12 protein-coding genes and 1 riboswitch are annotated in these 13,188 nt (G+C 44.2%); of the genes, 3 read left to right on the plus strand and 9 right to left on the minus strand.

All coding sequences use genetic code 11. From position 1 onward, the window contains the following. Positions 1–21 precede the first annotated feature (21 nt). Entirely contained in the window at positions 22–672 is a 651-nt protein-coding gene (locus RKD52_RS17790; protein WP_369735441.1) for a phosphatase PAP2 family protein, read from the plus strand. Positions 673–721: 49 nt separating this feature from the next. Here the strand turns inward: RKD52_RS17790 and RKD52_RS17795 are convergent, their stop codons facing one another. The 3 genes from RKD52_RS17795 to RKD52_RS17805 form a co-directional block, all read right to left on the minus strand. Beyond that, positions 722–1,315: a GNAT family N-acetyltransferase gene (locus RKD52_RS17795; RefSeq protein WP_454100759.1), complete on the minus strand. Its 594-nt coding sequence runs from the start codon at positions 1,313–1,315 to the stop codon at positions 722–724. 106 nt (positions 1,316–1,421) lie between these two features. After that, on the minus strand, positions 1,422–2,702 hold the full coding sequence (locus RKD52_RS17800) for a Glu/Leu/Phe/Val family dehydrogenase (protein ID WP_411334554.1): 1,281 nt from the start codon (positions 2,700–2,702) through the stop codon (positions 1,422–1,424). Positions 2,703–2,733: 31 nt separating this feature from the next. Beyond that, a complete protein-coding gene (locus tag RKD52_RS17805) occupies positions 2,734–3,936 on the minus strand; it encodes an ornithine--oxo-acid transaminase (protein ID WP_454100760.1) in 1,203 nt (400 codons plus the stop codon). Between the two features lie 348 nt (positions 3,937–4,284). Here RKD52_RS17805 and RKD52_RS17810 point away from each other — a divergent pair, with 348 nt between their 5' ends. Beyond that, on the plus strand, positions 4,285–5,682 hold the full coding sequence (locus RKD52_RS17810; RefSeq protein ID WP_454100761.1) for a sigma-54 interaction domain-containing protein: 1,398 nt from the start codon (positions 4,285–4,287) through the stop codon (positions 5,680–5,682). A 325-nt stretch (positions 5,683–6,007) separates the two neighbouring features. Here RKD52_RS17810 and blaI read toward each other — a convergent pair whose 3' ends face one another. Together blaI and RKD52_RS17820 are read right to left on the minus strand one after the other, a co-directional pair. Then, positions 6,008–6,391, minus strand: a complete 384-nt coding sequence (gene blaI, locus RKD52_RS17815; RefSeq protein ID WP_454100762.1) for a penicillinase repressor BlaI — start codon at positions 6,389–6,391, stop codon at positions 6,008–6,010. Then, complete coding sequence (locus tag RKD52_RS17820) at positions 6,372–8,177, minus strand: BlaR1 family beta-lactam sensor/signal transducer (protein ID WP_454100763.1); 1,806 nt, start codon at positions 8,175–8,177, stop codon at positions 6,372–6,374. Before RKD52_RS17820 ends, blaI begins: the two co-directional genes overlap by 20 nt. A 311-nt stretch (positions 8,178–8,488) precedes the next feature. Here RKD52_RS17820 and bla point away from each other — a divergent pair, with 311 nt between their 5' ends. Beyond that, a complete protein-coding gene (gene bla, locus RKD52_RS17825; protein ID WP_454100764.1) occupies positions 8,489–9,421 on the plus strand; it encodes a class A beta-lactamase in 933 nt (310 codons plus the stop codon). A gap of 71 nt (positions 9,422–9,492) precedes the next feature. Here the strand turns inward: bla and RKD52_RS17830 are convergent, their stop codons facing one another. From RKD52_RS17830 to RKD52_RS17845, 4 genes are all read right to left on the minus strand, one after another. Then, positions 9,493–10,527 (minus strand): PTS sugar transporter subunit IIC, encoded by a 1,035-nt coding sequence (locus RKD52_RS17830; protein WP_369735452.1) that lies wholly within the window; start codon positions 10,525–10,527, stop codon positions 9,493–9,495. A gap of 189 nt (positions 10,528–10,716) precedes the next feature. Beyond that, positions 10,717–10,820, minus strand: a riboswitch (purine riboswitch). 61 nt (positions 10,821–10,881) lie between these two features. Then, a complete protein-coding gene (locus tag RKD52_RS17835) occupies positions 10,882–11,739 on the minus strand; it encodes a LysR family transcriptional regulator (protein WP_454100765.1) in 858 nt (285 codons plus the stop codon). Between the two features lie 120 nt (positions 11,740–11,859). Further along, entirely contained in the window at positions 11,860–12,147 is a 288-nt protein-coding gene (locus RKD52_RS17840) for a putative quinol monooxygenase (protein WP_029567261.1), read from the minus strand. Between the two features lie 21 nt (positions 12,148–12,168). Beyond that, positions 12,169–13,149, minus strand: a complete 981-nt coding sequence (locus RKD52_RS17845; protein WP_454101260.1) for a zinc-binding dehydrogenase — start codon at positions 13,147–13,149, stop codon at positions 12,169–12,171. Between the last annotated feature and the right edge of the window lie 39 nt (positions 13,150–13,188).

Raw genomic sequence — 13,188 nt, forward strand, 5'->3', positions numbered from 1 at the left:
AAACGCATAAGGAGCATGTTCATGAAAAACGAAGCACAAGAGCGCCTGTCCAAATCATTCATTATGTACTCCATCCTTCTCATCGGCGCATGCTGTTTTGTCTTTATCGAATTTGCCGATGAAGTCATAGAAATGGAACTTAAATCCTTTGATACTCCTATCATTCAATACATACACGGCCTTCGGACTCCTTGGTTCGGCGAAATCATGTCCGCCATAACCTCCCTAGGATCTGTAACAGGCATTATGATCGGCATGTCCATTGCCCTGATCTTTCTTTTGATTGCCAGGCAATGGTGGGAAGGTCTGTTTCTGATCGTATCAGTATCCGGCTCGTCTCTTCTGAATTATTACTTGAAATGGCTGTTTAAAAGAGACCGCCCGACTTTTAACCCGCTTTTAGAGGAGAGCGGGTACAGTTTTCCAAGCGGCCATTCCATGGTTTCCTTTTCCTTTATCGGCATCTTAGCCTACCTGCTGACGACCATGGTCAGAAAAAAAAGCGTGAAAGTCCTGATCCTGGTCCTGTCGATGCTTCTCATTCTATTAATAGGCTTCAGCCGCATCTATTTGGGTGTTCATTATCCAAGCGATGTGATCGCAGGATTTGCAGCAGGCTGCGCCTGGCTTGTGATTTGTATCGCAGCATTAAAATACAAGCTTCAGCGATAACAAAAACAGGGACTCCCTTCATTGGGTAGTCCCTGTTTTTGTTAAATAATCAGTCTGCGGTTTTGACATAAATCAAATGATCCGTCCACTCACCGTTTTCGTATATAAAACCTTTTCGCGTGCATTCGTATGCCATGCCTGCACTTTGGGCCAGTTTGATTGAAGCCGTATTATCGAGGTTGATGTGGGCTTCGATGCGGTGGAATTTCAACTGGTGAAAAGCCATGGAAAGAGCTTCTTTAACCGCTTCGCTGCCGTATCCCTTTTTCCAATGCTGATTATGCATGGTATACCCGATCCGTCCCCACTGAAAATCATCTCTTGCCAAGGTTGAAAAATCAACCGTGCCTATGTTTCTGCCGTCCGATTTCCTGAAAATATCAAAAACATGAGCGGTATCCGAAAGTGCGAGCCTTTGATACTTGTCTACAAGCTGATGAAACCACTCCCGTGTGCATTCACTCATATCTATTTTCCCGCTGTCGTGCCGGTTTAGTGATGGATGACGTGCTTCAAATTCATTCAGCCAATTCTCATAATCGTCTTTTTGCAATGGTCTTATGATTAATCTTTCTGTTTCTGAAGCGATTTGAAATCCTTCCTCTGTCTCTTTCAATGCTGCAGCCCCCCTGCAAAGACTCATTCTGTGCTTTCCATTATTTCTCTATTTAAGTTTATCACAGGCTTCCGCATTAGTTTTACAAAAAAAACACAAACCCCACCAGGATTTGTGTTCTTTATTCTGGTTTTTATATCCATCCTCTGAACCGGGATGCTTCAGCCATTTTCCGGCTGCCGATCATGTAGGCGGCAAGTCTCATGTCAACTCTGTGAATGAGTGCAGTCTGAAACGTGTTTTCAAACGAATCGACCATGACCTTCTGCAGACGTTCTGCGACTTCTTCCTCGGTCCAGTAGTAGCCCTGGTTGTTCTGCACCCATTCGAAGTAGGAAACGGTTACCCCTCCCGCACTTGCCAGGACGTCCGGAACGAGCAGGACTCCGCGCTGTGTGAGGATTTTGGTAGCTTCGATCGTCGTTGGCCCGTTTGCTGCTTCTACGACGATGGATGCTTTAATCTTACTGGCGTTTTCAGCCGTGATCTGGTTTGAGATAGCTGCCGGCACAAGGATGTCGCAGTCGAGTTCAAGCAGCTCTTTGTTTGTGATCGTATCTGTAAACAGAGTTGTGACCGTGCCAAAGCTGTCGCGGCGGTCAAGCAGGTAGTCAATATCAAGCCCGTTTGCGTCATGCAGCGCTCCGTAGGCATCAGATATACCGATGACTTTTGCCCCTGCATCATGCATGAATTTGGCGAGGAAACTGCCTGCGTTTCCAAAGCCCTGAATGACTACGCGGGCACCGGCAAGGCTGATGCCTTTTTTCTTTGCCGCTTCTTCGATGCAGATTGTCACTCCCCTTGCTGTTGCCGTTTCTCTTCCGTGGGAACCGCCAAGGACAAGCGGTTTGCCTGTTATAAAACCCGGTGAATCAAACTCGCGCAGTCTGCTGTATTCATCCATCATCCACGCCATGATCTGGGAGTTTGTAAACACATCCGGGGCTGGGATATCTTTTGTAGGACCTACAATCTGGCTGACGGCACGGACATATCCGCGGCTCAGTCTTTCAAGCTCCTTTAATGACATTTCTCTCGGGTCGCAGATAATGCCGCCTTTTCCGCCGCCGTACGGCAGGTTGACTATGCCGCATTTTAAGCTCATCCAGATGGAAAGGGCTTTTACTTCATCTTCATTTACTTCCGGATGAAAGCGCACGCCGCCCTTTGTCGGACCGACGGCATCGTTGTGCTGGGAACGGTAGCCTGTAAACACTTTGACCGAGCCGTCGTCCATCTGAATCGGTATGCGGACAGTGAGCATTCTCACAGGCTCCTTCAGCAGCTCATAAAATTCTTCTGAGTAGCCTAATTTTCCCAAAGCCTCTTTGATGATTGTCTGCGTCGACTGAAATAAATTCAAGCTTTCTTTTTCTTTATCTGCCTGTTGTACGTCCTTAATAATCCCCATGATTCCACCCCATTGATATGATAATAGCTTTTTATTTAGATAGTACTCTTGTAATTCTTTCAATTGCCCACTGGAGATCATCTTCTGAAATCACAAGCGGAGGTGCAAAGCGAATAACCGTCTCATGCGTCTCTTTGCAGAGCAGGCCTTCTTCTTTTAATTTTTCGCAATACGGACGCGCCGGTACAGTCAGTTCCACCCCAATAAATAAACCTCTACCGCGGACTTCCTTAATGAGAGGATTTTGTATTTCTGCAAGCTTCTCTTTAAAATAAGCTCCCAGTCTCAGTGAACGCTCTGACAGCTTCTCCTCTTCCAGCACCTCAAGAGCAGCCACCGAAACAGCACATGCCAGCGGATTTCCTCCAAACGTGGAACCGTGTGATCCCGGGTTGAAAACACCGAGTATGTTCTTATTTGCGGCCACACATGAAATCGGGAATACCCCGCCACCAAGTGCTTTGCCCAAAATGTACATATCAGGAGCAACATCTTCCCAGTCACATGCAAATGTTTTTCCCGAACGGCCAAGACCTGACTGGATTTCATCGGCAATAAACAGGACGTTTTGTTCCTGACAAAGCATGGATGCCTGCTTCAGGAATCCATCAGGCGGAATGACAATCCCTGCTTCTCCCTGAATCGGTTCAATCAAGAATGCTGCCGTATTAGGCGTAATCGCTGCTTTCAATGCCTCAAGATCTCCGTAAGGAATCAATTTGATGCCAGGCAGCATTGGACCAAAGCCGCGCTTGTATTCTTCTTCTGATGACAGGGATACAGCGGACATTGTACGGCCGTGAAAATTTCCGATGCATGCGATGATCTCAGCACGGTTTTCTTCTACGCCTTTCACGTCATATGCCCATCTGCGTGCAGCTTTGATTGCTGTTTCTACTGCTTCTGCTCCCGTATTCATCGGCAGAACCATCTCTTTTCCCGTCAGCTTTGCCGTCATTTCATAAAAAGGCCCAAGCTGGTCGTTGTGAAAAGCACGGGATGTCAGGGTGATTTTATCCGCCTGATCTTTCAGGGCTTTAATAATTTTTGGATGCCTGTGACCCTGATTCACAGCAGAGTAAGCACTCAGCATATCCATGTACTCATTGCCTTCAGGATCCTTAACCCATACCCCACACGCTTCCGAAATAACGATCGGCAGCGGATGGTAATTGTTTGCTCCAAACTTGGATGTCTGCTGGATCAGTTCCTGTGATTTTGTCAAAGTTGTCATCTTGTTTCCTCCTTCATACTTTCATTACACATGTAGATGCAAGTTTTGTGCCAACTTAGAAAAGCGGAGCCGACTGTTTAGGCCTGACAGGCAGAAAAGAAATCACCGGAAAAGTCCGGGTTTGACTTTTTCGGGGATTTTGTTCTGACGGAAGGACTAGGAGGCGGAGCTAGACAATATGAAAAGTATAAAACTAAATTTTGCAATTAGTATTGAAAGACGAGAGAAAACGGCTTTTGAATGCAAACTTTTTTTGCATTGCCAATATTCTTTGCATTCAAAACGCAAAATATTTTTGCGCATCATAGAGAATGAGAGTAAAATAGAAGAAAAAACTGGAGCACAATCATGGATAAAAACAAGGAATACATGCAGCTTTTCATGGAAGCCATCATCGATGAAATAGATGTCGGGCTCCATGTGATAGACAAAAACGGCACCACCATTCTCTACAACAAAAAAATGTCCCAGCTTGAATCCATGGACAGCAAAGACGTCATGCACAAAAACCTTCTTGATGTGTTTATGTTTTCGAAGGAAGGAAGCACACTTGTGCAGGCGCTCCAAAACGGCACGGAAACAAAGAACAGCAAGCAGACTTATTTCAATAACAGGGGCAAGGAAATTACAACGGTCAATAACACCTTTCCAATAAAAAATGGCCATAAAATTATTGGCGCGGTCGAAATTGCCAAAGACATGACCAAGATCGAAAGTCTGATGAAGAACACGATGAAAGGAAGAAGCAAAACATCTTATACGTTTGACAGCATCATCGGGGAAGGTTCAGCTATAAAAGATGTGATTGAGGGGGCAAAACGGGCGACACGGACAACCTCCTCTGTTCTGATTGTCGGCGAAACCGGCACAGGGAAAGAGCTGTTCGCTCAAAGCATACATAACGGAAGCAGCCGTTCTGCCGCCCCGTTTATTTCCCAGAACTGCGCCGCTCTTCCGGACAATTTGATCGAAAGCCTGCTATTCGGCACAAAAAAAGGCGCTTTTTCGGGTGCAGTTGATCATCCGGGTTTGTTTGAACAGGCAGAAGGCGGCACGCTGCTGCTTGATGAAATCAACTCATTGAATCCAAACCTACAGTCCAAGCTGCTTCGGGCTTTGCAGGAGAGAACGATCAGAAGAATCGGGGATACGAAAGACACGCCGATTGATGTGAGGATCATCGCAACCATCAACGAAGATCCTATTGAAGCCATCACAAAAGATCGGATCCGTAAGGACCTTTATTACCGATTAAGCGTTGTCACTGTTTTTGTTCCGCCTCTGAGAGACAGAACAGAAGATATTCCTCTGCTGATCCAGCGCTTTATCAGGAAATATAATGAGCTGTTCCAAATGGAGGTTAGGCGCGTTGATCAGGAGGTCATGGACATGCTGATCACGTATGACTGGCCCGGCAATGTAAGAGAGCTGCAGCACATGATTGAAGGCGCAATGAATGTGATGGCAGATGAAGAGACAATCCGCTTCAGCCACCTTCCCATGCACTTTCGCTCCAGATCATTTGCGAGGACACCTGCCTCTGTGCCGCCCCTTGAGGTTGAGGTACACCGAGAGGAAGAGACAGAATCCATACAGCTGAAAGAGTATTTGGAGCGGACAGAAGCAAGCTATATCCGTTCTATGCTGAAAAAAAACCGCGGCAACATCACAAAAGCCGCATCAGATGCCGGGCTGAGCCGCCAGAGCCTGCAGTACAGGATGAAGAAGCTTGGTATACACGCATAAAAAAACTTTCGGGTGATCTTGAGGGTTACGTTTCGAAATGCAAAATAGAAAGGACTTGCACACCATCGCCAGCTAAGATGGTGTGCTTCTTGTACTGCGATCCAAGAACAAAAGCGCAAGCGCCAAGGCCCGCTCCGATAGGCAGATAAGAATCCGGCGGAAAAGTCCGGGTTTGACTTTTTTGACGGATTTGTTCTGACAGAGGATCTAGGCGCTTACGCTTGCCGATGATAACTTTGTTATGTTATCCACAGCCCATTATTCTTTATAATTTTCTAAACAACAAAAAAGCGATTTGGAAAAATTCCAAATCGACTGTTTTATCCTATTCCTTTTCAGGTTTCTTATTTAGAATAAAGCGAAGTTCATTAATATCATCATCAGATAGTGTATCTTCCTGAATGAATTGGACAAGCATGGATTTCAGGGTGCCTCCATAGATGCGGTTGATAAATGATTCAGTTTCGGCACGCTGGCACTCTTCCTGTGTATAAAGCGGATAAAAGGTGTAGATTCTTAGATTTTTATTGACGCCCACTACATCTTTTTGAACCAGTCGATCGAGAAGAGTGCGTATCGTTTTCGGCTTCCAGTCGGTATTCTCCTGTAAGGAGGATATGATGTCACTCGCTGTTTGAGGGGCTTTTTCCCAAAGCACGTTCATGATTTCCCATTCTGATTCTGAAATACTAGGTATGTTTTTCTCCATATTTCACCCCTCCATTTCCTTTATAGATTCCTAAATCCCGTAAGATTGATAATGTAATTTCTGACGCCTTGCTTCCTGATGAATCAACATTGTTTTGTATATTGGCAGCAAAGAAATAAGTATTGTTCTTCGTCTCTACATAACCGATAAACCAGCCATTGATGTTTTTTCCATTCACTGTTCCTGTACCTGTTTTTCCCGATAGGCGTGCATCTTCATTCTTTTCTATGAGCAGTGCATCTTTAACAGTTTGGATATGCATTTGCTCATATCCAAATTGGTTGTGATAAAAGGATTGCAGAAGTTGGACTTGTTCGACTGGAGAAATTTTCAATGAGGATTCGAGCCAAAATTCATCTAATCCCCCAGATACATCTGAGTTTCCATAATTTATTTCTTTCAGATTGGATTGTATAATTTCAAATCCTGTTCTGCGATCTGCTTCTTGGAAATACCAGCTTACAGATTTTTGCAGAGCAGATGAGACATCCTGATCCTCATTCCAAGCGTCATAGGGCTGCTTTGTCCCGTCCCATACAAGAGTGGATTCTTCAGGTGAAATCACATTTGATTCTAGTGCGAATAAGGCACTGTAGATCTTGTATGTGGAATCAGGTGATACCCGCAGCGTACTTTTCTCTTCATTATAAATGCGATATTGCTTTGCATTCTCATCATATAAAACAAAGCTTCCTTCATACCCTTGAAAGAATTGATGTAAATCCTCATACACTGCTCCGTCATTATTAAAATAGTATCGGTCGTTTTCCGTCGCAAATGCAGAAACGAAAGGTAACTGGAGTGTCAGAATGATGCTGGCCAACACATAAATAAAGATGCTTTTTCTTATTGGTTTTCCTGCGGAATGCTTATAGGCAGAAATGTGTTCAATCCGTTTTTTGATGTGAACCTTCGAACCGTTTAATTGCGTCACTAACTGCAGCTTGCTTGACCGCTTTGAAAGAGCCAGAAAATTAATGATTGTATGTCCATAATCACTAAAAGAATGATCATCCAGCAACTGTAAAACAGATGCATCACATGCAATTTCCCGATCGAATCTCATTTTTCTAAAAGCAAGCCAGATAAGGGGATTAAACCAATAAATAATTTGATAGAACAATATCACGTAATTTGTCAGCAAATCCTTGTTTTTATAGTGACTCAGTTCATGAAGAAAGATATACTCGTAATTTTTCAAGCTTAGCCAGTGTTCATGCTGAGAAGGTAAGACAATAAATGTCTGAAATAGTCCGAATATCATTGGCGATTGGACTCTTTTCGAACGAACAATCTTTATTGATTTTTTAATCTGCAGTCGTTTCTTGCATTCTTCGAAAAGCACGAGAACTTCGTGATTGGCAAACGCAGAAGAATCCTTCTTTATCCTGCTAAGTTCGATCAATCCGCGAACCATCGTAAAGGCAACTATAAGCACCCCCGAAACCCATAAACCCGCCACACTCATAGTAAGCAAAGACAGGTCCGGCCGGTTGACAGATTCAGAAAAATCTTGAATAAGGTTCAGACTCTGCATCGTTCCATTTTTTTCTGTATCAGAGCTGGGTGCCTTAGTCTGATATGTATCCCCACTGCTAAAGAGAGAACTAAAATTATACAAATCTGCCGGTATGAATGGAAGTACTAAAGACAATAAAAGAAACATCCACAAATGATAGGTCCATTTTGCTGGTAATTGTCTTCTGAACCATATCCGGATAAGCAGAATAACCATGACGGAAAATGAAGACACCAGCAGACCTATTATAAACAAAGGTAAAGACATGTCTTTCAATACCACCTCTCATGACTATAAATTTTTTAAAAAAGGAAAATAGGATATTTATAGTGGCTTGATGGCAAAAAAATAAAGTATTGACTTCGTTTGATTACACATGTAATACTATACTACAGATGTAGTCGGACTACAAATGTAATCATTTTAAAAGTCCTTGTATGAGAATAAACATTCAATTCGTACATTAGGAGGTCTTCATTCTGCATCAAGAACAAAAGATAGGGTGCAAGAGTTAAAGAGGCGGTTGCTATCAGAGAAGCATACATAATAAATACTTTTTAGAAAGAGGTTGAATGTTAATGAAATCATTAAGCAATATTTATCGCAATTCATCTTTCAAAAAAATAGTGCCTGTTCTATTCCTTTCATGTGCAACGCTTATAGGTTGTTCAAACAATAATGTGCATACCGATATATCTAAACCCAAGGAACAAGAAAATGCCACTAATCATGATTTTGCTGAGCTTGAAGAAAAATTTGATGCCAAACTTGGTGTCTTTGCCCTGGATACTGGTACAAACCGGACAGTAACCTATCATCCAGATGAGCGTTTTGCTTATGCATCCACTCATAAGGCTCTGGCTGTAGGAGCCCTTTTACAACAGAAATCAATAGAAGACCTTAATCAAAGAATTACTTATACACGCGAGGATCTTGTTAATTATAATCCGATTACAGAAAAGTATATTGATACGGGGATGACTCTTAAGGAGCTTGCTGATGCTTCTCTTCGATACAGTGACAATACTGCCGGGAACCTTATACTCGAACAATTGGGCGGACCGGCCGGATTTAAGAAAGCACTGGAGGATATTGGAGATAACACGACAAGCCCTGAGCGTATGGAGCCAGATTTAAATGAAGTTAATCCTGGTGAAACCCATGATACGAGTACACCAAGAGCACTTGCTGCCAGTCTTCAGGCTTTTATATTGGGAGATGCACTTCCAACTGAGAAACGTGAACTTTTAATAGATTGGATGAAGAGAAACACTACTGGGGATGCGTTAATTCGTGCTGGAGTGCCGGAAGGATGGGCAGTGGCTGATAAAACTGGATCAGGATCATACGGAACGCGCAACGACATTGCGATCATTTGGCCACCAAAAGGAGATCCTATTGTGCTTGCTGTACTTTCAAGCCGTGATAAAAAAGATGCTGACTATAACGACAAGCTTATTGCTGAGGCAACAGAGATAGTAATGAATGACCTTAAAGTCAAAAATAAATAGATAAAAAAGAGGAACTCCATTTACAGCTGGAGTTCCTCTTTTTATTGTACTGAGTGGAACATGTATTGTTCTTATGCAGCCTCTTTTATGCTGCTTTTTCTAATCTCTGAAACAGTTTTGATTTTGAAATTTTTAAACACGATAGAGCCGATGAGCCCTGTAATTCCGCCGGCTACGGCACATAGTGCAGCTGCGATTGTAACGGTCATAGGATCATTGAAGCCGTACATAACAGCAAGGCCTGCAATCGGTGTGGCTGTTCCAGTCGCATCATTGACAAGACCGAAAAGTGAAACAACAACCCCTGCAGCGGCCCCGCCGAAGAAGTTCGTGACGTAAACAGGCACAGGATTCGCGGTAATAATGTCCGCCTGTGTAAGAGGCTCTATGGCAACGGCAATCGTTGTCCGTCTGTCGCCGAATTTCAGGCGGCTGAAAAGGACATAGTTCATAAAGGATGACCCGAAGACTGCAAGTGCACCGATTGCCATTGGCAGACCTGTTAATCCAAGCATGGCAGTAAGAGCCATTGAGCTTAGCGGCGCAGTGGCAACCACTGTAATGACTCCGCCAAGGATAATTCCCATCAGAACCGGATTGCTGTTGGCCGTTTCGGTAATAATGCCGCCAATGTTCAGAAGCGTCGCATCAACTACAGGGGTCAGACCGTTTCCGATGAAGCGGACAAGCGGCGCCGCCACAATGATCGTAACGAGCAAATCCAATCCTGCAGGCGTTTTTTTCTCAATCCATTTCACCAAAAACGCCACAACGTAGCCCGCAAAAAATCCCGGCAGCAAACCGAGTCCCGCACAGGATACACCAAGCATCAGGGCATAAACCGGCGATACCCCGAGCGCAAGTGCGACAAGAGCTGCAGCTGCAACTCCTCCCATACTGCCTGCGGCATCTCCCACTTCTCCGAGAAATTCAATTTTCAGGAGATCTCCCCCTACAAATCGCTGAAAGGCTTCAACCAAAAAGGCCGCCACAGCAGCGTTTGCCAGAGCCCCCATCGCTTTCATGCCCTTTGGAGCTTTATAGCTGAATAATGAAAATAAACCAAGTACGACTAATAAGAGCACTGTTCCTTTTACTAAATCCATCTGTCTCTCTCCCCCGGCTGAAAAAGAGCCCTGTTGCTCTTTCACGTAATCTGTATTCATTTCAATTAAAAAGCCCCTATTTTCCCACACCATCAGCCGCTAGACAGAAAGCATGGCAAAATAAGAGCATGGAAAGGACACGGTCAATCTGAAAGACTTCAGACTGATGCATCCGTATGAACTCATTTTTTGCTGTACACACTTTCTTGTAGTCTGGCATTTTATCGGCTGCCAGGTAGAAACGTTCAGACCCTCTTACCTGAAATTATACAAGAATAAAAAATTTTGAATAATACGTAAAAGTATAACTCATAATGGCCCTTCTAACAACAGCCTGAAAAAGTTCAGAATTGTCTAATTTCCCAGCACCTTCAGTACCTCACCGAGATATGGATTGTCTTTGTTTTCAACTTTATAAGCGGCAAAAATGGTATTCTCCACTTTGCGTTCGGGAAACAGGATCTTTATTTTTCCTGCATGGAGGGAGTCCTTTATCAAATATTCCGGCAGAACACTGATCCCCATTCCCAGTTCAACTGCTTCAAGAATGGTTCGTAAATCAGGAAAAACGCAGTGAGGCTGAACTTCCGGCCGCTTTCCGAAGTGCACTCTGAAAAACCTCCTGATAATCGGGAGTTCAAGTCCATAACTGAGCCATTTCTGGCGTTTCATCCAGTCTTCAGTTGCCTCCGCTTCAGGATAACCCGCAGGAGCAACAAGAACAAAATGCTCGTCCTCTATTTTTTCATAATCAATTCCCGCTACCTGAACCTTCTGAGTCGTTAAAATGAGATCCGTTTCATCTTTTTGCAGAGCATCCAGGAGAGCCGGAGCCACATCAAAGTGAACCGACATCCGGATGTCCATCTCAGACAGCTTTGCTAAAGCTGCTTTTGTGAAATACTCTGTTGGCGATCCTATCCGAATCAGCGGCGCTGAAGATGCAGATGCTGAGGCATACCGGATCGACAGCGTCATTTTTTCAAGGTTCTCAATCAGCGGCACAAGCTTTGTGTAAAGTTCCTTCCCCTTCTCTGTCGGAATCATCTTCCGCGGAGCCCGCGTGAACAGCGGTTCGCCGACTTCGGCTTCAAGTGCTGCAAGGTGCTGGCTCATCGCAGGCTGAGTAAGAATGCGGGCTTTTGCAGCTCCGGAAACAGATCTGTGCTGGTAGATGCTGATAAAGCTCCGGTACCATTCAAAATCAATCATTTCAAGCTCTCTCCCTTTAGTTCTGTTATAAAAATTTTTATCGTTATCGCTATGAAGTATTCTTTTATTATAAAAAAAGGACACCGACGGACTAAGCGGTCGGTGTCTGGCTGCCGTTTGTTACAGTTTTCTCAGTTTGAGCACTTGCCGGCTTTCCATTAAATCTGCCGTATTTTTTCTGTAGGCCTGATAATGTGCCGAATCAATGTGCTGCTGTAGGGCCTCCGCATCTTTCCACGTTTCGTAAAAGACAAATACACGTTCATCTTCAGCAGATTCGTGAAGCGTGTATTCCATGCACCCTTCTTCAGCACGCGACGGGGCAAGCACGTTTTGAAGCTCTGCTCTCAGTTCGCCTTCTTTACCTTCTTTGGCTTTTAATATCGCTGTGATTGTAATTGGCTGCATAAATGGAATTTCCCCTTTGCCTTATTTTATTTTTGCAACAATTTTCCCTTTTACATGACGGTTAGAAAGTTCTTCAAGGGTTTGCGGAACCTCCTGAAGCGTTATGACTCTCTCAAGCAATGGTGAAACTTTTTTCTCTTCGACCATTTTCAGAAGCTCATCACCCATTTTTGCAAGATCTCGCTCTGAGATCACATCATTGTGATGATGAATTGCATTCAAAGCAATTTCATGGAAGGAGATGACCTTTGTAAAAGGTTTCACACGGGAGTAATCAGGTGCTCCTGCAATGTGGGCGATGTGACCGTTATAGGCAATCAAATCAAGTGAAGCAGTAGCATTGTCTCTTCCGACTGTATCAAGAACAGCGTCAACTCCCCGGCCGTCTGTCAGCTCCATTACTTTTGCTTTTACATCTTCTTTTGTGTAATCAATGACATGATCTGCTCCGAGTGAAAGCACATAGTCATGATTGCGTTCGGATGCTGTTGTAATGACTGTTTTGCCCGCAGCTTTTGCAAGCTGAATGCCAAAGCCGCCGACTCCGCCTGCTCCACCGTGAATCAAAATTGTCTCGATCGCATTCATCGGAAGCTTGCGGAACAGCGCCTGATACGCCGTGTATCCAGCTGTTGGAAGAGCTGCCGCTTCTTCAAACGTGATGCTGTCCGGTATGCGTGAAATCGTATGAGCCGTTGTCACGCCATACTCTGCATAGGCCCCTTTTTTATTGAAATCTCCGTGATACACAACGCGGTCTCCCTTTTTCCATTGTGTGACACCTTCGCCAACCTCATGGATTGTTCCTGCTGCATCAAGGCCGAGAATGTGTGGGAATGTCCAGTTTGGGTTGCCGTTCGTTCCTGTTTTATAGTCGACAGGATTCAGGCCTGCTGCATGAATTTCAACTACAACCTCGCCCTTTTTTGGTACAGGTTTTTCTGTTTCTTCAATCTTCATGTTTTTCCATTCGTTTTTGCCGTTAAGCAGTAATGCTTTCATCATTTCTGACTCTCCTTATGTGTTAGTTCATCAATTAGT

This window comes from Metabacillus sp. SLBN-84 (assembly GCF_053629595.1).

Coding starts and splice junctions, on each gene's coding strand:
- RKD52_RS17820 (WP_454100763.1), bottom strand. CDS start 8,177: ATGTCTTTACCTTTGTTTATAATAGGTCTGCTGGTGTCTTCATTTTCC.
- RKD52_RS17845 (WP_454101260.1), bottom strand. CDS start 13,149: ATGAAAGCATTACTGCTTAACGGCAAAAACGAATGGAAAAACATGAAG.
- RKD52_RS17830 (WP_369735452.1), bottom strand. CDS start 10,527: ATGGATTTAGTAAAAGGAACAGTGCTCTTATTAGTCGTACTTGGTTTA.
- RKD52_RS17810 (WP_454100761.1), top strand. CDS start 4,285: ATGGATAAAAACAAGGAATACATGCAGCTTTTCATGGAAGCCATCATC.
- blaI (WP_454100762.1), bottom strand. CDS start 6,391: ATGGAGAAAAACATACCTAGTATTTCAGAATCAGAATGGGAAATCATG.
- RKD52_RS17795 (WP_454100759.1), bottom strand. CDS start 1,315: ATGAGTCTTTGCAGGGGGGCTGCAGCATTGAAAGAGACAGAGGAAGGA.
- RKD52_RS17840 (WP_029567261.1), bottom strand. CDS start 12,147: ATGCAGCCAATTACAATCACAGCGATATTAAAAGCCAAAGAAGGTAAA.
- RKD52_RS17790 (WP_369735441.1), top strand. CDS start 22: ATGAAAAACGAAGCACAAGAGCGCCTGTCCAAATCATTCATTATGTAC.
- RKD52_RS17805 (WP_454100760.1), bottom strand. CDS start 3,936: ATGACAACTTTGACAAAATCACAGGAACTGATCCAGCAGACATCCAAG.
- RKD52_RS17800 (WP_411334554.1), bottom strand. CDS start 2,702: ATGGGGATTATTAAGGACGTACAACAGGCAGATAAAGAAAAAGAAAGC.
- bla (WP_454100764.1), top strand. CDS start 8,489: ATGAAATCATTAAGCAATATTTATCGCAATTCATCTTTCAAAAAAATA.
- RKD52_RS17835 (WP_454100765.1), bottom strand. CDS start 11,739: ATGATTGATTTTGAATGGTACCGGAGCTTTATCAGCATCTACCAGCAC.